Source organism: Caballeronia sp. LZ001 (genome assembly GCF_031450875.1).
Lineage (GTDB): Bacteria > Pseudomonadota > Gammaproteobacteria > Burkholderiales > Burkholderiaceae > Caballeronia.
The window spans coordinates 3,782,616-3,799,341 of sequence record NZ_JARTVX010000004.1 but is presented as its reverse complement, the minus strand read 5'-3'; the positions used below and the strand labels follow the sequence as shown (position 1 = coordinate 3,799,341).

The 16,726-nt window shown below is 59.9% G+C and carries 17 protein-coding genes and 1 tRNA gene; 8 read left to right on the top strand and 10 right to left on the bottom strand.

Annotated features, from left to right (window positions below; translation table 11 throughout):
• Window positions 1–19: 19 nt before the first annotated feature.
• The gene (locus tag P9292_RS28780) at window positions 20–931 is read right to left on the bottom strand and encodes an inner membrane protein YpjD (protein WP_244826274.1); all 912 of its coding nucleotides are present in this window, start codon (window positions 929–931) and stop codon (window positions 20–22) included.
• Between the two features lie 121 nt (window positions 932–1,052).
• Here P9292_RS28780 and ffh point away from each other — a divergent pair, with 121 nt between their 5' ends.
• Both ffh and P9292_RS28770 read left to right on the top strand, forming a co-directional pair.
• Complete coding sequence (gene ffh, locus P9292_RS28775; protein WP_244826275.1) at window positions 1,053–2,420, top strand: signal recognition particle protein; 1,368 nt, start codon at window positions 1,053–1,055, stop codon at window positions 2,418–2,420.
• A 115-nt stretch (window positions 2,421–2,535) separates the two neighbouring features.
• Window positions 2,536–3,087, top strand: a complete 552-nt coding sequence (locus P9292_RS28770; protein WP_244826276.1) for a hypoxanthine-guanine phosphoribosyltransferase — start codon at window positions 2,536–2,538, stop codon at window positions 3,085–3,087.
• A 47-nt stretch (window positions 3,088–3,134) separates the two neighbouring features.
• Here P9292_RS28770 and P9292_RS28765 read toward each other — a convergent pair whose 3' ends face one another.
• Entirely contained in the window at window positions 3,135–3,734 is a 600-nt protein-coding gene (locus P9292_RS28765; protein ID WP_244826277.1) for a MarC family protein, read from the bottom strand.
• A 1-nt stretch (window position 3,735) separates the two neighbouring features.
• Window positions 3,736–5,472 carry a proline--tRNA ligase gene (locus tag P9292_RS28760; RefSeq protein ID WP_309962394.1) on the bottom strand — a complete coding sequence of 579 codons (1,737 nt, stop codon included), beginning with the start codon at window positions 5,470–5,472 and terminating at the stop codon, window positions 3,736–3,738.
• Between the two features lie 295 nt (window positions 5,473–5,767).
• On the opposite strand from P9292_RS28760, the gene P9292_RS28755 reads away from it, so the two are divergent.
• A complete protein-coding gene (locus tag P9292_RS28755; protein WP_244826279.1) occupies window positions 5,768–6,418 on the top strand; it encodes an RNA pyrophosphohydrolase in 651 nt (216 codons plus the stop codon).
• 106 nt (window positions 6,419–6,524) lie between these two features.
• A complete protein-coding gene (locus tag P9292_RS28750) occupies window positions 6,525–7,088 on the top strand; it encodes a CNP1-like family protein (protein ID WP_404989365.1) in 564 nt (187 codons plus the stop codon).
• 97 nt (window positions 7,089–7,185) lie between these two features.
• On the opposite strand, the gene proB is transcribed toward P9292_RS28750, so the two are convergent.
• The 4 genes from proB to rplU form a co-directional block, all read right to left on the bottom strand.
• Window positions 7,186–8,304 carry a glutamate 5-kinase gene (proB, locus tag P9292_RS28745; RefSeq protein ID WP_250509496.1) on the bottom strand — a complete coding sequence of 373 codons (1,119 nt, stop codon included), beginning with the start codon at window positions 8,302–8,304 and terminating at the stop codon, window positions 7,186–7,188.
• Between the two features lie 49 nt (window positions 8,305–8,353).
• Entirely contained in the window at window positions 8,354–9,466 is a 1,113-nt protein-coding gene (gene cgtA / locus P9292_RS28740) for an Obg family GTPase CgtA (protein WP_244826282.1), read from the bottom strand.
• Window positions 9,467–9,676: 210 nt separating this feature from the next.
• A complete protein-coding gene (rpmA, locus tag P9292_RS28735; protein ID WP_014192314.1) occupies window positions 9,677–9,937 on the bottom strand; it encodes a 50S ribosomal protein L27 in 261 nt (86 codons plus the stop codon).
• Between the two features lie 52 nt (window positions 9,938–9,989).
• Window positions 9,990–10,301, bottom strand: coding sequence for a 50S ribosomal protein L21 (gene rplU / locus P9292_RS28730; RefSeq protein ID WP_244828118.1), 312 nt, complete (start codon window positions 10,299–10,301; stop codon window positions 9,990–9,992).
• Window positions 10,302–10,548: 247 nt separating this feature from the next.
• Between rplU and P9292_RS28725 the strand changes: the two genes are divergently transcribed.
• From P9292_RS28725 to P9292_RS28715, 3 genes are all read left to right on the top strand, one after another.
• Complete coding sequence (locus P9292_RS28725; protein ID WP_309962392.1) at window positions 10,549–11,541, top strand: polyprenyl synthetase family protein; 993 nt, start codon at window positions 10,549–10,551, stop codon at window positions 11,539–11,541.
• A gap of 41 nt (window positions 11,542–11,582) precedes the next feature.
• Window positions 11,583–11,659, top strand: a tRNA-Pro gene (locus P9292_RS28720).
• 272 nt (window positions 11,660–11,931) lie between these two features.
• Window positions 11,932–12,273 (top strand): hypothetical protein, encoded by a 342-nt coding sequence (locus P9292_RS28715; RefSeq protein ID WP_309962390.1) that lies wholly within the window; start codon window positions 11,932–11,934, stop codon window positions 12,271–12,273.
• Between the two features lie 231 nt (window positions 12,274–12,504).
• Here P9292_RS28715 and P9292_RS28710 read toward each other — a convergent pair whose 3' ends face one another.
• The 3 genes from P9292_RS28710 to P9292_RS28700 are packed head-to-tail and all read right to left on the bottom strand — an operon-like array spanning window position 12,505 to window position 14,782.
• Window positions 12,505–13,335: a hypothetical protein gene (locus P9292_RS28710; protein WP_309962388.1), complete on the bottom strand. Its 831-nt coding sequence runs from the start codon at window positions 13,333–13,335 to the stop codon at window positions 12,505–12,507.
• Between the two features lie 12 nt (window positions 13,336–13,347).
• Entirely contained in the window at window positions 13,348–13,977 is a 630-nt protein-coding gene (locus P9292_RS28705; protein WP_250526263.1) for a hypothetical protein, read from the bottom strand.
• Window positions 13,978–13,987: 10 nt separating this feature from the next.
• Window positions 13,988–14,782 (bottom strand): TIGR04255 family protein, encoded by a 795-nt coding sequence (locus tag P9292_RS28700; RefSeq protein ID WP_309962384.1) that lies wholly within the window; start codon window positions 14,780–14,782, stop codon window positions 13,988–13,990.
• Between the two features lie 591 nt (window positions 14,783–15,373).
• On the opposite strand from P9292_RS28700, the gene P9292_RS28695 reads away from it, so the two are divergent.
• Window positions 15,374–16,663, top strand: coding sequence for an HlyC/CorC family transporter (locus tag P9292_RS28695; protein WP_244826284.1), 1,290 nt, complete (start codon window positions 15,374–15,376; stop codon window positions 16,661–16,663).
• The last annotated feature ends 63 nt before the right edge of the window (window positions 16,664–16,726 follow it).

Genomic DNA, 16,726 nt, shown 5'->3' with positions numbered 1-16,726 from the left:
CAGGTTGGAAATGCCGCGCTCACACCACTGCGCGATGCAGCAGCACTTCGAAGACGAACCGGCTGCCCACGTAAGCCAGCAGCAACGCGACGAACGAAGCGAGCACCCAGCGCAAGGCAGCGCGTCCGCGCCAGCCGGAAACGCGTCGCGCGGTCAGCAGTGCGCCGAACATCACCCAGGAAAGGAACGCGAACACGGTCTTGTGATCGAGACGCAGCGCGCGATCGACCAGTTGCTCGTTGAACGCGATGCCCGACACCAGCGTCAGCGTAAGCAGCACGAAGCCAGCCGCGATCAATCTGAACAGCAGCTTTTCGAGTGTAAGCAGCGGCGGCAAGGTATCGAGCCAGCTCGCGAGCCAGCCGCCATTGGCCGCATGACGCGTGTTGAGGCCGCGCATGCGCTGCAACCGGCGCTCGAGCAGCAACATGAGCACCGCATGCAGCGCCGCGATGGCGAACAGCCCATAAGCGATATTGGCGATCAGAAAATGCAGCTTGAACATTGGCGCGGCGGAATACGAAAGCACGCGCACGCCGCCGAACAGAAGCGGCAGCAAGGACGCCACGCAAGCGAGCGGCAACACGAGCAGACGCAGGCCGTCGAGCGGAAAGAAGAAGCTTTCGATCCAGTAGATGCCCGCGCCCAGCCAGAACATGGCCGAGAGCGCGAACGCGAAGCCGAAGATCATCGCGTTCTGCGGAAAGATGGTGGTGTGCAGCAGAACGCCATGCACCAGCAATGCCACTAATAATAAAGCGCGCCCGACACCGCTCATGCCCGATGCGCGCGACGTCGATGTCATCGAGCCTACGCCCGCAGGCACGCCCGCCAGCGCCGGTTCGACGGCGGTATGACGATGCGCGCGCCACCCCGCCACGGCTAGTCCGCCGTAGAGAAGCGCAGTGAGGGCATACAGTACAATATCCATGTTCGAAGTTTACACTAGGCCCCGGTTCCGCGACGCCTTCACCCTTGCGCCAGCATAGTGCGCAGCGCGGTGAGCGCGCCATGTCACTGTGAATTCTGGGCCGCATTCTATAGCGCTCCCCATGCTCGACAACCTCACTCAACGGATGGCGCGCGTCGTCAAGACGCTGCGCGGCGAGGCCCGCCTCACCGAGGCCAACACGCAGGAGATGCTGCGCGAAGTGCGTCTCGCGCTTCTCGAAGCAGACGTGGCGCTGCCGGTCGTGCGCGAATTCATCGCCAAGGTGAAGGAAAAGGCGCTCGGCGAGGAAGTCCTGTCGAGCCTTTCGCCGGGCCAGGCGCTCGTCGGCGTCGTGCAGCGCGAACTGACTGCCGTGATCGGCGGCGACTACGAAGGCAAGGCCGCCGAACTGAATCTCGCGGTCACGCCGCCCGCCGTCATTCTCATGGCCGGCTTGCAGGGCGCGGGCAAGACCACGACCACCGGCAAGCTCGCCAAGCTGCTGCGCGAAAAGAGCAAGAAGAAGGTGCTGACGGTTTCTGTCGACGTGTATCGTCCGGCGGCTATTCGTCAGTTGCAGACGGTGACCGAGCAGGTCGGCGCGGACTTCTTCCCGTCCGAGCCGGATCAGAAGCCCGCGGATATCGCGCGCGCGGCAATCGACTGGGCCAAGCGCCACTACCATGACGTCGTGATCGTCGACACGGCCGGCCGTCTCGGTATCGACGAAGCCATGATGAAGGAGATCAGCGAGCTACACGCGCTGCTCAAGCCCGCCGAAACGCTCTTCGTCGTCGACGCCATGCTCGGTCAGGATGCGGTCAACACCGCCAAGGCGTTCAACGACGCCCTGCCGCTCACCGGCGTCGTGCTCACCAAACTCGACGGCGACTCGCGCGGCGGCGCGGCGCTCTCCGTGCGTCATGTCACCGGCAAGCCGATCAAGTTCGTCGGCGTCGCGGAAAAGCTCGACGGTCTCGAAGTGTTCCATCCGGATCGCATGGCGAACCGGATCCTCGGCATGGGCGACATTCTCGCGCTCGTCGAGGAAGCGCAGCGCGGCGTCGACACGCAAGCCGCGCAGCAACTCGCCGACAAGGTCAAGAAAGGCGGCGACTTCGACCTGAACGACTTCAAGGCGCAGCTCTCGCAGATGAAGAAAATGGGCGGCCTCTCTTCGCTCATGGACAAGTTGCCCGCGCAGTTTCAGCAAGCGGCGCAAGGCGCGGACATGAACAACGCCGAGAAGCAGATGCGTCGCATGGAAGGCATCATCAATTCCATGACGCTTCAGGAACGCGCGAAGCCCGAGCTCATCAAGGCCGCGCGCAAACGTCGTATCGCGGCGGGCGCGGGCGTGCATGTGCAGGAAGTCAACCGCATGCTGAACCAGTACGAGCAAATGCGCGGCATGATGAAGAAGCTTAAAGGCGGCAACCTGCAAAAGATGATGCGCGGCATGAAGGGCATGATGCCCGGCATGCGCTAGGCGCGACAGAACAGGCCCGCGCTCGCGCCGAACGCCGCGAGGAGCGCGGGTTTATCATAGGGCGCACGCCGCCGTTTCTTTCCACACTAAGTAGTCCGCCTCCCCGCTTCCCTCTATGAATCGCGAAGAAGCTCTCCATATTTTCAGCCACTCCGAAGAGATCGTTTCGGTCGAGGCCGTCAACGCATCGATCGAACGCATGGCTGCAGCCATCAAGGCGGCAACGAGCGACGATTTCCCGCTCGTGCTTTCGGTCATGGGAGGCGCGGCCGTTTTCACCGGCATGCTGCTGCCGCATCTCGACTTCCCGCTCGAGTTCGACTACATCCATCTGACGCGCTATCGCAACGCCATCAAGGGCGGCAGCGAAATGCAGTGGCGCGTGGCGCCGGCCGAATCGGTGAAAGATCGCGTGGTGCTCGTACTCGACGATATCCTCGACGAAGGCGAAACCATGGCTGCTATCCGCGACCGCATCATGGCGATGGGCGCGAAGCAGTTTCTGTCGGCGGTGCTGTGCGAGAAGATCATCCCGAAGGCGAAACCGCTGCGTCCTGATTTCTGCGGCTTCGAAGTGCCGGACCGTTATGTGTTCGGCTGCGGCATGGACGCGAAGGGTTATTGGCGGAATCTACCAACCATTCGCGCGCTAACCGAAGGCGCATGAGCGTTCGTTCGGTAGTCAGTGAAAAAAAGCGGCCGAGGCCGCTTTTTTCATAGCTGATGCACGAAGGTCCGTATGCCCGTGAGCATCATCTCGACCGAAATGGCCACGAGCACGAGCCCCATCAAGCGCTCGAATGCCGTCACCGCGCGCTCGCCGAGCCAGTGTTGAATCTTCTCGGCCAGCACGAGCACGATGGCGCACACGACCATGGTGACCGTGAGCGCGCCGATCCATTCCAGCATCTTCCCCGGCGCTTGCGATGTCAGCAGCATTACCGTGGCAAGCGCGGACGGTCCCGCAAGCGCGGGAATGGCGAGCGGCACGATAAGCGGTTCGCCGCCGCGCGAGTCGCCGCCCATCGGGCCGTCGGGATGCGGAAAGATCATTCGCAGCGCGATCAAAAACAGCACGATCCCGCCGCCGATACGCAACGACAGATCCGTCAAGTTCATCGCGCGCAGGAAGCGGTCGCCGGCCAGCATGAACACCAGCAGGATCACGAACGCAATCGCCACTTCCCGCAAAATCACGACGCGGCGCCGCTCGATAGCGACGCCGCGCAGTGCGTTGATGAAGATTGGAATATTGCCGAGCGGATCGGTAATCAACAGAAGCAGAATCGTCGCCGACAGGAAGTTGTATTGCACGTTACTTCGCGAGCGCCTCACGAATCTTGGCCGTCACCATGCCCGCTGCCTCGTCCACCGGCACGAGCGTGGCTTCGGTATCGCAGCGCGCCTGATATTCCAGCTTGCCGTCCTTGAGCCCGCGATCGCCAATCACGATGCGATGCGGCACGCCGATCAGTTCCCAGTCCGCGAACATTACGCCCGGGCGCTCACCGCGATCGTCGAGAATTATGTCGAGGCCGGCTTCCTGCAAGGTCGCGTAGAGCTTGTCGGCCTGCTCGCGCACGGCTTCGCTGCGGTCGTAGCCCATCGGGCAGATCACGACTTCGAAAGGCGCAATGGCTTCCGGCCAGATGATGCCCTTGTCGTCGAAGTTCTGTTCGATGGCTGCGCCCAGAATACGCGTGATTCCGATGCCGTAGCAGCCCATCTGCATGGGCGCGGGCTTGCCGTTTTCGTCGAGGAAGGTCGCGCCCATCGAATCCGAGTACTTGGTGCCAAGCTGGAACACGTGGCCCACTTCGATACCGCGACAGATTTCGAGCGTGCCCTTACCGTCCGGCGAGGGATCGCCCGCGACGACGTTGCGGATATCCGCGACTTCCGGCTCGGGCAGATCGCGGCCCCAGTTCACGCCGGTCGTGTGGAAATCCACTTCGTTCGAGCCGACCACGAAGTCGCTCATGTTCGCGACCGTGCTGTCGGCGATCACGCGCACCGGCTTTTTCGTGCCGATCGGGCCGAGATAGCCCGGCGGCGTGCCGAACCATTCGACGATCTCCGCTTCCGTCGCGAAGCGATAACCCTTGAGGCCTGGCAACTTGCCCGTCTTGATGTCGTTCAACGAATGGTCGCCGCGCAGCATCAGAAGCCAGATGGTCGGCTCGGCGCCTTCGTTGTCGGTGGCGAGAATGATCGACTTGATCGTGCGCTCGAGCGGAATGCCGAGATACTCGGCGACGGCTTCGCACTTCGCCTTGCCGGGCGTCGGCGTCTTTTTGAGCTCTTCGGCGGGCGCGGCGCGCGTGGCGACGAGCGGCACGCCTTCGGCAGCCTCGACGTTCGCCGCGAAATCCGAAGCCGGGCAATACGCGATGTCGTCCTCGCCCGTCTCGGCGATCACGTGGAATTCATGCGAGCCGCTGCCGCCAATCGAACCGTTGTCCGCCGCGACGGCGCGAAACTCCAGGCCGATGCGCGTGAAGATGCGCACGTAGGCATCGAACATTTTCCGATACGACTCGGCGAGGCCGGCCGTGTCTTTATCGAACGAATACGCGTCTTTCATGATGAACTCGCGACCACGCATGACACCGAAGCGCGGGCGGATTTCATCGCGGAACTTCGTCTGCACCTGATAGAAGTTCACCGGCAACTGCCGATAGCTCTTGATTGCGCTGCGCGCGATCTCGGTCACCACTTCCTCGTGCGTCGGGCCCATGACGAAGTCGCGGTCGTGACGGTCCTTGAAGCGCAGCAGTTCGGGGCCGTATTGTTCCCAGCGTCCCGATTCCTGCCACAGTTCGGCGGGCTGCACGGCGGGCATCAGCAGTTCGAGCGCGCCCGCGCGGTTCATCTCTTCACGCACGATGGCCTCGACCTTGCGTACCGAACGCAAGCCGATTGGCAGGTAATCGTAAATGCCGCCCGCGACGCGACGGATCATGCCGGCGCGCATCATGAGCTTGTGGCTGACGATTTCGGCCTCGGAGGGCGCCTCTTTCAGGGTGCCGATGAAGAAACGGGATGCTTTCATTCAAGTTTTCCAAATGCGCCACGCGCTCCGAAAGCTCTGGCTCTCGAAACTGGCGATACGTGTGAACGACGGGACGGACGACGGCTTTGTACGGAGCAGAGGCGGCGCGTCGATGCGCTACTTCGGCCAACGGAAGAAGATTTTGCCGCACGCGGAGTGCTCTGGCAAAAAGTCGCTTATGCGTGCTTCGAACCCGGGCTAATGACGAAGGCCGGTTCCGCGGGTTGATTCCAATACGCCGTGCCCGTTATCTGTTTATAATCAAAGCAATTTTAAAGGATTCGAAGGTGGTTGTATGCTGGATCGTGAAGGCTTTCGCCCGAACGTCGGCATCATCCTCTTGAACGCGCGCAACGAAGTGTTTTGGGGTAAGCGGCTGCGTGAACATTCCTGGCAGTTTCCGCAAGGGGGCATCAAGTACGGTGAGACCCCTGTGCAAGCGATGTATCGGGAGTTACACGAAGAAACCGGCTTGCTTCCGGAGCACGTCAAGGTCGTCGGTCGCACGCGCGACTGGCTGCGTTATGAGGTGCCGGATAAGTTCATCAAGCGCGAAGTGCGCGGACATTATCGCGGACAGAAACAGATCTGGTTTCTGCTGCGCATGGTGGGACGCGACTGTGACATTTGCCTGCGCGCGACGGACCATCCGGAATTCGATGCCTGGCGCTGGAACGAATACTGGGTCCCGCTGGATGCGGTAATCGAGTTCAAGCGTGACGTTTATCAACTGGCTCTGACCGAGCTATCCCGCTTCTTGCGGCGTACCAACTCCCGCGTCGAACGCGGCGAGCGCGTCGCGCATCACGGACCACGCTATCCACGCGTCGTCCAGACGATGACGATCGAAGCACCTGCCGTAACCGTCGCTGGCAACGAGGTTCAGGCAGAATGCACGATCAGCGAGGAAGTGCATATCATCGTGCAGCGGTCTTCGTGCGACTGATCACTGCGGTTCTTCTTTTACTTTGACACTGAGCACGGCACGGCGAGCAATTCGCCGTGCTGTTGCCGTATGCGCACCTGTTTTCGGGAAGATCGAATTGAAAGCCATTGGTTCATTTGCGTTGTCCGCTGCGGTATCCGTGGCCATGCTGGCCACGCTCGCTGCCTGCTCCAGCAACAAAGGCCCGTCCACTCAGGACGATGGCGTCTTCACCTATCTGCTCGACCAGAAGCCGGAGTGGACCGAGGAAAAGGTCGATACGCTTCCGCCGCTGCCCGAAGCCTCGAATATGCTTGCGTTCAACGTGTCGCAGAATACGCCGCTGATTTTCGCCGTCGACAAGACTTCGCTTTCGGTCGGCAAGGATGGCGTCATTCGCTACGTGATCGTCGCGACGAGCCCGAGCGGCGCGCGCAATGTAAATTACGAAGGCATTCGCTGCGATACCTACGAATGGCGCCGCTACGCGAGCATCAACGATAACGGTACGGCCTGGGATCGCGAGGTCGCATTCGACTTTCGCCGCATAGAAAATGGCGAATTGAATGCGTATCAGGCGGCGCTGTATCAGGATTATTTCTGCACGAGCAAACTGCCGGTCGGCACGGCCAAGCAGATCGCCAGCAACATTCAGTACAAGCGCACACAGAGTTCCATCAACGTGCGCTGAAGTTGGGTTGCGTTGAGTTTACGTTGAGTTGAGTTGCGTCGAACATGCGCTCATGCGAAAAGGCCCGCTTTCACGCGGGCCTTTTACGCATCAAATCTCAGACGAGCACCAGATTATCGCGGTGAATCAGCTCCGGCTCCAGCATATAGCCGAGCACCGTTTCAATCTCGCCGCTCGGCCGCCGATGAATCAGCCGCGCTTCTGAACTGCTGTAATTCGTGATACCGCGCGCCACTTCGCGTCCTTCGTCGTCCAAACAGGCGATGACTTCGCCGCGATCGAACGCGCCCTTCACGTCGATCACGCCGATCGGCAGCAAGCTCTTGCCTTCGGCCGTGACCTTCTGAACCGCGCCGTTGTCGATCACCACGTGACCGCGCATTTGAAGGTGATCCGCCATCCACTGCTTGCGCGCCGCAATGCGCGCCGTACGCGCGATGAGTTGCGTGCCGATCATCTCGCCGGAAGCGAGCCGCGTGAGCACATCGGCTTCGCGGCCGCTTGCGATCACCGTGTTCGCGCCGCTATGCGCCGCGCGCTTCGCCGCGAGAATCTTCGTCAGCATGCCACCGCGTCCGAGGCTCGAACCCGCGCCGCCCGCCATGGCTTCGAGTTCTGGCGTGCCGGCGTCCGCCTGTCCGACGAGCGTCGCGCTCGGGTCCTTGCGCGGATCGGCGGTAAAGAGGCCGCGTTGGTCGGTGAGAATGACGAGCGCGTCGCCTTCGATCAGATTCGCCACGAGCGCGCCGAGCGTGTCGTTGTCGCCGAACTTGATTTCGTCGGTGATGACCGTGTCGTTCTCGTTGATGATCGGCACCGCGCCCAGACGCAGCAGCGTGAGCAAAGTGGAACGCGCGTTCAGATAGCGCTCGCGGTCGGCCAGGTCGGCGTGCGTCAGCAGAATCTGCGCGGTGCGAATGCCGTGCGCGCCGAAGCTGCTCTCGTAGACCTGCGCAAGCCCCATCTGCCCGACGGCGGCGGCGGCCTGCAATTCGTCGATTTCGCGCGGACGCTTGGTCCATCCAAGCCGATGAATACCCTCCGCGATCGCGCCGGAACTCACCAGCACGACTTCCTTGCCCTGCTCGCGCAAGGCCGCGATTTGCGCCGCCCAGCGATTGATTGCCGCATGATCGAGCCCGCGCCCGTCGTTTGTAACGAGGCTAGACCCTACTTTCACTACGATTCGCTTCGCAGCGGCGATGACCGAACGCATCGTGCGCTTTCTCCTCGGGTGTCGCGGCCCACGCGGGCGGGCCGCGTCGTTACTCTTCGTCTACGTCTTTGTCTGCTTGCTCTTTCACAGGCGTGTCGCGAAAGCGCACGTCCGCCGCGAGATCCTCGGCCTCGGCCGCGCGCGACGCGTCCGAGTTCTGCGAAATGTAGTCGTAGATTGCGTAGATGAGCGCCTCGCAACCCTGACCGGTCAGCGCCGAAATCTCGTACACCGGCCCGGTCCATTCGAAACGCTCGACGAAGTCGTCGATACGCGCGCGACGTTCGTCTTCCGGCACCATGTCGAGCTTGTTCAGCACGAGCCAGCGCGGCTTTTCGTAGAGCGACTCGTCGTATTTGCGCAGTTCGTTGACGATGGCCTTCGCCTCGGCAACGGGATCGACGTTTTCATCGAACGGGGCGAGATCGACCAGATGCAACAGCACGCCCGTGCGCTGCAAGTGACGCAGAAAGCGATGCCCAAGCCCCGCGCCTTCCGCCGCGCCTTCGATCAGGCCGGGAATGTCCGCGATCACGAAGCTCTTGCTCGGACCCACGCGCACCACGCCGAGATTCGGCGCAAGCGTGGTGAAGGGATAATCGGCGATCTTCGGCCGCGCGTTCGACACCGACGCGATAAACGTGGATTTCCCCGCGTTCGGCATGCCGAGCAGACCGACATCCGCGAGCACCTTCAGCTCGAGCTTGAGCATGCGGCGCTCGCCCGGCTTGCCGTCGGTCTTCTGACGCGGCGCACGGTTCGTGCTCGACTTGAAATGTAGATTGCCGAGGCCGCCCGAGCCGCCTTGGGCAATCAGAATCTGCTGATTGTGTTCGGTCAGATCGGCGATGAGTTCGCCCGTGTCCTGATCCGTGATGATGGTGCCGACCGGCATGCGCAACGTGATGTCGTCGCCACCTTTGCCGTAGCAGTCCGCGCCGCGACCGTTTTCGCCGTTGCGTGCCTGATGCTTCTTCGAGAACCGGTAGTCGATCAGCGTATTGATATTGCGATCCGCAACTGCGTAGACGCTGCCGCCGCGACCGCCGTCGCCGCCGTCCGGTCCGCCGAACGGGACGAATTTTTCGCGGCGCATCGACGCGCTGCCATCTCCCCCGTCGCCGGCGATGACTTCAATTCTCGCTTCGTCAATGAACTTCATGCGTTGCTCCGTCCCGTGTTTCTGCTCGATGAGACCGGAACTTGCATTGAAGCTCAAGTTCCGGTCGAGATACTATTTTGCCGTGACTGACGTGCGCCAGCCATGGTGATGAAGAATTCCTGGCGATGCGGCGTTTCGCGCATCCAAAAAACAAAAGGCCCCGCGAACTTCGCGGGGCCTTTGTCGGTCCTGAAGCCCGTGCAGTAAAACTTAAGCTGCCGGGACGACGACGACCGTGTGCTTTCTTGCTGCGCCCTTCGTCACGAACTTGACGTGACCGTCGGCCAGCGCGAACAGCGTGTGATCCTTGCCGATGCCGACGTTTTCACCCGGGTGCATGCGCGTGCCGCGCTGGCGAACGATGATGCCGCCTGCGTTGATTGCCTGGCCGCCATAAACCTTCACGCCGAGGCGTTTCGATTCTGAGTCGCGGCCGTTGCGGGAAGACCCGCCTGCTTTTTTGTGTGCCATTTGATTAGCTCCTTAACCGATTTCCGCGTAACGATAACGATGCGACCACGCCTTAGGCGTTGATCGCGTCGATGCGCAGTTCGGTGTAATTCTGGCGATGGCCAGCGTGCTTTTGGTAGTGCTTCCGGCGACGCATCTTGAAGATGGTCACTTTGGCATGACGACCTTGGGAGACCACGGTAGCCTTGACGGAAGCCCCACTGACCAGCGGCGCACCGAACTTAATCGATTCGCCTTCGCCTACTGCGAGAACCTGGTCGAGCGTGATTTCAGCGTCAATGTCTGCCGGTATCTGTTCTACTTTCAATTTTTCGCCAACGGCAACTTTGTACTGCTTGCCGCCGGTTTTTATGACCGCGTACATTGAGAACCTCACTCTGAATTCATTTTTCCACGCACCGCGCGAGGAAAACACGAGATTATACATAGGGTTAGAGGCTTCGTCAAAACGCATTGACAATCCCCTGCGTTGTGCATGACGGCGCGATCCTCGGCGAAAACAGTCCGATTTGACGCCGATTTCGCGGGCAAACGCCTCCGATGCTCGCGCCCGACACGCGTGGTCAGTCGGATTCGCCTTATAATCCGCCGCATCACCTTATTAGCCGATCATGTCGTCCACCGCCACTTCCCCTCCCAACGCCGCCGCACTGCTTGCCCCGATCGCCGAGGACATGCAGCAGGTCAATCGCGTCATCCGGCAGCGCCTGGCATCAGAAGTGATGCTCATCAACCAGATTTCCGAGTACATCATCGGCGCGGGCGGCAAGCGCTTGCGGCCGGCGCTCTTGCTGCTCGTCGCGGGCGCGCTTGGGGACACGACGGGGCACCGGCATGAACTGGCCGCCGTGGTCGAGTTCATTCATACGGCGACGCTTCTGCACGACGACGTGGTCGACGAATCCGACCTGCGTCGCGGCCGCAAGACGGCCAATGCGCTCTTCGGCAACGCCGCGAGCGTGCTGGTCGGCGACTTCCTGTATTCGCGCTCGTTCGAAATGATGGTGACCGTTGGCAAGATGCGCGTGATGGAGATTCTATCCGTCGCGACCAACGTCATCTCCGAAGGCGAAGTGCTGCAGCTTCTGAACATGCACGATCCGGACGTGGACGAAGCGCGTTACATGCAGGTGATCCGCTACAAGACGGCGAAGCTTTTCGAAGCGGCGGCCCAGCTCGGCGCGGTACTTTCAGGCTCTGACGCGCGCACGGAAGCAGCGGCGGCGGAATTCGGCCGGCGCATCGGCACCGCGTTTCAGATCATGGACGACTGGCTCGATTACACCGGTACGCCTGAATCCATGGGCAAGAATGCCGGCGACGACCTGCGCGAAGGCAAGCCCACGCTGCCGCTCATCTATTTGATGGGGCACGGCACGTTGGAGCAAGCGACACTCGCGCGCGAGGCGATCGAGCAAGGCGGCACCGATCGATTCGATACGATCTTCCACGCCATTACGACTTCCGGCGCGCTCGATCACACCCTGGAGTGCGCGCGCAAGGAAGCGCACGCTGCGGCAAGCGCGATTTCTTCGTTTCCAGATTCCATTTACAAAGAAAGCCTGATAGAATTATGTTCTTACTCGACGTCGAGGCAGTCTTGAAAGAGACTAAACCGCCTCTAAAGTCCAGGTAAAAACAAATTCGGGGTGTAGCTTAGCCTGGTAGAGCGCTACGTTCGGGACGTAGAGGCCGGAGGTTCGAATCCTCTCACCCCGACCAGAATTTTCCTTACAAACAGCGGACTAGATGTCCGCTGTTTTTGTTTGTGTGCTCGGGTAGTGGCAATTCGGTGGCAATCGGGCCGAATTCGCCATCGCGAAAAAAGTCGAAAAAAAGTTGGCCTACTGTTCTCAGGCACTTTCCGACAATCCACGCGCCGAGCGACAAAACATGCGCACTAGTGCGACGTATACCGTGCTCCTCAACAAATTGGAGCATGGACATGGCGTCCATCGAGAACCGCTCGCAGTATCTCGTAACGGTCAAGCATCGTGACGACCTCAAGCAAACCTTCGCCCACAGCGCCAAGAAAAAAAGCCGACGCATACGTCGAGTCGCTGAAAGGCCAACGCCTTAAGCCCAAGCTCAGCCGGTTGGACGACTATTTCGTCGTCCGCGTGCGAAGTGGGTCCGACAAGAATCAGACCCTAGTTGCCCGCCCCGAAAAGGAAGCGAACGACATCAAGAATCGGCGTGAAGGCGAACGGCGGCATGGCCTGTTCGTCAATTACGCCCAGGCCCATAAGGTCGCTTATTTATTTGGAGGAGGACGCCTTCGAGCCGGGATACATCCTGCTCGAGAAACCGCTCAAGTTCGCCGCGAGATTCCCTGACCTGAAACATCTCATCCCCCTCCTTTTGCATTCGAAGATACGAGTTCTGTCGAATTCAACCCCTGTCGCACGCCCAAGCCTTGCCATCGTTCCATAACGTCCGAACGCTGCGCGAGTGTCCTATTAGGACACCGGTGAGCGATTTTACAAAGACTTGGGGGATTCACAAACCCGATAAGCATCATCTGATGCCCATCATGCAGCAATATCACCAGTCGGCCCAATGCCCGGCTATTCGGCCAGCACGGGCTGCTGTGGCTCAGCGGCAAGACTAATGTGCTCCAGCCTCCAGCGCTTCAACTGCTTGAACATCTCGTACGTCAGCACCGACTCCGACATCGGCTCACAAAAGCGGAGTTCGATTTGCTGCCATTGCTTTGAAGGGGCGAGCAGCTTTTCCTTGAACGCCTTCCCGATGGCATCAGCGGCCGCCCTTGCAGCGCTTTCCGCAGCGACGAAATCAGGGGCCGCCTGGTGAAGGATAGTAATGTCGAGCACATAGGTGTCATCTGGACCGTTCCGAGTAACTTCCACACCTTCGTCCACGTCGAAGAAGACACCGATAATCAATTCCCCATGCGGCTTGACGGCCTTCGCGATTTTCTCCGCCAGCTTGGTTTCCTTGGTCAACCGGCGCTCGAATTCATCCGCAAAAGCGGAGCGGCGGTATCGACTCGCCAGCCACATCTGCAGGACGGCGTGGTCCTCGGAACGGAGGCGGACTTCGGACCGAGGCAAGTATTCATTTAGCCTGAGCTTGTCGATACCAACTTTGGCCGTCGCCTCGAACTCCGCCCAGAAGGGAGCCTCGCCTGCAAATTCAACGTGAAGCTTGCGCGCATTTTTGGCGTGGGTGCAGTTGCCGTCCTTCACGGTCAAACATCCCACGACGACCTCGACGACCGGCTCGAATTGCGGGTCCTGTGCGAGGTCACAGTCGTGAGTTGCAACGACGACTATCGTCTTATCGGGACTTGCCGCATGGCGAAGCCCCAACGCATCAATTGCGGCGTCGCTGAGCAGAAATCCTTGGCGCCACGGTGTCTCACGATTCCACTCCACCACTTCGCACCTTTACGCCTGGTCGTTGGATGAAGGAAGGTCAAAGTCGGCAGTAGCTGACGTCTTCGCGCGGTTCGCAATTCGAGCGTTCATACGCTCACGCTGAGCGCTCTCGCGCTGGTGAATCTGCGCCAGCACCAACGCTGCGTCGCGCGCAGACTCTCCTGACTGGGCGACTTGCATGAGCGTTCGGCCATTGGCAAATTTCCGCTTTAGCAATGCCGCATTTACGGCGACTCCTTCGTGGGCCAGCACATCAGCAGCTCGAGCAAGGTCCTGCAACCTAGCTGCATTCTCCTCTGCAACTTGCTCCCCATTGAGCCAGTTGTAGACGGACTGACGGGACACTCCGAGTGTCGCAGCCAGGTCCGACACTGCCGGATGCAGCACGTCGCGTATCCGTGCAAGGTCTTCAGCTGGCGTTCGGACATCGTCAACTACCGCTACGTCAGCGGTGCTATAGAGCGCTTGCTGAACTCCCGATTGAAGGCGCTCCAGTGACAAGTGGCCGCCCGTACCTATCACGGTCAATGCCGCCCCAGCAGCGGCGACCCACCCGACCAGCCGCACCAGGCTTGAAGTACCGCCAGTCACGGCCGGGCGTTCGGTAACCCATCCACCGTAGGACATCTCGCTGCTCATAGCGCCTCCTTCAGGCCCAAGTGGCCAAAGCGTGGTCTGTTACGATAGCCTTGAAGCACTTGTCAATTTCGTTGTGAAGGGCTGTCAACCGGGCCTCGATTTTTTCCAAATCGAACACCTCTCGCTGAGTGACGGAGGCATCCGTATCGATTACGGCGTGCAAGCCTACGTGCTGCGTAAATCGAGGGTCTATATTTGGTGCCAGCGAGGTCAGTTCAACTGGCAGACCAACTTGCCCATGACGAATAATCACGCGCGAGACAAGCTGCCCTGCAGGACTGGTCACGAGCGTTTCACTGACCGAATGTTGGTGTTGTGCGTGGTCGCGCAATGAGAGTCCGAGGACCTCTGGTACGAGAAAGTCTCGCAGCGACTCCTTTTCTCCTGACGGCAACACGGCATCCAGATACCGTAGGCCGATTCGCTCGATAAAATCCAGTTGCAGGGCGTCATGCACAGTGCCAAGACCCGCCAACAACGCATGAGAAAAGGCATCGAACGTTTCGTACTCAGTGGTCTGAAACGACAGTGCGTTCGTCTCCAGCACGAACCTTGTGCTGCCCGAAATATCGCCAAACTGATACCTCGACTGAGGTGTGAAAGTCGGCGCCGCGACCTGGCCAGGCTCAATAGCTCCAAAAGGAAGCACAAGCCGCTGGACCACCTCCTGCTTGAAGTCCGGAAAATGCTTTTCCCGCATTTTGGCTTGGATAGCCGAAATGTATGCGTCCAGATTCAGGACGGGATTGAACTGGATTTGGGCGACGGTGTAGTAGACCGGTGCGTTGCTCAGACTCTTACCCATGACTTCCTCGATGTTGACTTGACAGGCGGGTTGACACTTTACACTGTACTTGACAGATTAACCATCGTAAAGTGCCTTCCGTGGATGCACCGCCAGACCAAAATTTTCAAGAATTTGTCGGTCCGGTCCCGGGTGTCACTCCAGCCTGCTCGCATCCGCATCTCCAGTAAACAGCGCATCTACAGCGTGCCCGCTTTCCCGGAGGCAAATCGGTGGCACCTTTGATTCAATGCCGTGCGAAGAAAAACAGGTGGCGAATAGGTGCCAATTTTGCGCGGATTGCCACCGAACCGAAAACATCAACCGACCATCGCGTTATACTAACCCATTGATATATAATGACTCTTCCCTAGGCTGGGGTACGGATACAGGCAGCGAAAGCGCATTCGGGACGTAGAGGCCGGAGGTTCGAATCCTCTCACCCCGACCAGAATTGCTGAAAAACCCGCATGGTCCGCCATGCGGGTTTTTTGTTTTGCGCGGCTGATTTACGCGTCTGCCATGGGTCCGCCAAGCGCGTGCACGCAGCAGGCAAGTCAATAAAACCGTCTGTTATAGTCGTCCCCATCACCGCCCCTACTCGATCAACGCGTGGACAACCTTCCCTTATGGGCGCAAATTTGCGCCATCTTTCTGCTGCTCATTCTTTCCGGTTTTTTCTCGATTTCCGAAACGTCGATGATGGCGCTCAATCGCCATCGGTTGAAATTCCTTGCTAGTCAAGGATCGCTGCGCGCGCGCACTACGCAAGGACTACTCGCCAAGACCGATCAACTGCTTTCGGTCATTCTCATCGGCAACAACCTGATCAATACGATCATCCCGGTTCTCACCACGTCGATTGCGCTCAAGACTTTCGGCCACAACAACATGGTCCTGTCGATCACGACGGGCATGGTCGCGTTTCTCATCATCGTGTTCGCGGAAATCGCGCCGAAAATCGTCGGCGCGACATATCCCGAAAAAGTCGCGCTGCCCGCGAGCCTGATCCTTTCGCCGCTCATGCGCATCGCGCGGCCGCTCGTGTGGTTCGTGAATCTTTTCGCCAACGCCATTCTGAGCGCGTTGCACATCAACACGAAAGGCGGCCGCGATCAACGCATTTCGCCGGAAGAATTGCGCACCATCGTGCTGGAATCGGGCAGTTTCATGCCGACCAAGCACCGCAGCATCCTGCTGAATCTGTTCGATCTAGAAAACATTTCCGTCGATGACGTGATGATCCCGCGCCGACGCATTGAAGCGCTCGACTTCGATGCGCCCTTCGATCAAATTCTGCATCAGCTCGAAACCTGCTATCACAATAAGCTGGTGGTGTTTCAGGGCGATATCGACCGCGTTCTAGGCGTGCTCCACGTGCGCAAGACCTTGTCCGCGCTGCATAACCAGGAACTCGAACGCGAGACGCTGCGCGCGCTGCTCGCCGAGCCTTACTTCGTGCCGACCGGAACGCCCGTGTTCCAGCAGCTTCAGTACTTTCAGGAAAGCGGCCAGCGAATCGCGATCGTCGTCAACGAATACGGCGAATTGCAGGGGCTCGTGACGCCGGAAGACATCATCGAAGAACTGATCGGTGAATTCACGACGACGATTCCGCGCGGCGCGGGGTCGCGCGGCGGCTGGGACGACAAAGGCGAGTGCATCGTGGCGGGCAGCATGCCGCTGCGCGAACTCAACCGCTGGCTCAAGCTGACCCTGCCGACCGATGGCCCCAAGACGCTCAACGGTCTGATCCTCGAAACGCTGGAGGACATTCCGGACGGCGACGTGTCGGTGCGCATCGCGGGCGTGTATTTCGAAGTCATGCGCAGCGACGATCAAGCCATCCGCACGGTCAAGATTTTCCGCCCCGTCGCGCCGGTCAAACGCCCGCAGCGTTAGCCATTCGGACGACTACGCACGCGCCATGCGCCGCGAGATGATCGGAGCCTTCCGACATCGACC